At 65.1% G+C, this 562-nt stretch carries 1 pseudogene; it reads left to right on the top strand.

The annotated features are described in order from the left end of the window. Positions 1 to 562: pseudogene (locus ODJ79_RS46690) on the top strand (molybdopterin-dependent oxidoreductase); the annotation flags it as partial.

Raw genomic sequence — 562 nt, 5'->3', positions numbered from 1 at the left:
CGACGAGTGGCTGGCGCCGGCGCCGGGGACGGACGGGGCGCTGGCGATGGCGATGGGGCACGTGGTGCTCAAGGAGTTCTTCGTCGATCGCGATGTCGAATACTTCCGCGATTACGTTACGAAATATACGGATTTGCCGTTCTTGGTCACGCTGGATCGCGACGGCGAATCGTATAAGCCGGGCAAAATGCTCACGGCCGCCCAGCTTCCCGGCGCGCTCAAAGACACCGAAAACGCCGCATTCAAGACGGTATTACTGGACAGCAACGGGATGCCGTGTGTTCCGAACGGCTCGCTGGGCCACCGGTACGGCGAGGTCAAAGGACAGTGGAACCTTGATCTTGGCGAGTTGAAGCCGCTGCTGTCGGCGGCGGGGACTGATGAGCCCGCCGTTCTGGTTGATTTGCCGAGATTCGACACCGCAAGCGGCGAGGCGGCCACCATGCGCCGCGGCATCCCGGTCCGGCGCATCGGCGACCACCTGGTCACCACCGTGTATGACCTGCTGCTCGCCCAGTACGGCGTGGGCCGGCCCGGCCTGCCGGGCACCTGGCCGACCGGC

This window comes from Actinoplanes sp. KI2 (assembly GCF_025630775.1).
Lineage (GTDB): Bacteria > Actinomycetota > Actinomycetes > Mycobacteriales > Micromonosporaceae > Actinoplanes.
This window is presented reverse-complemented; position numbering and strand designations above follow the sequence as displayed.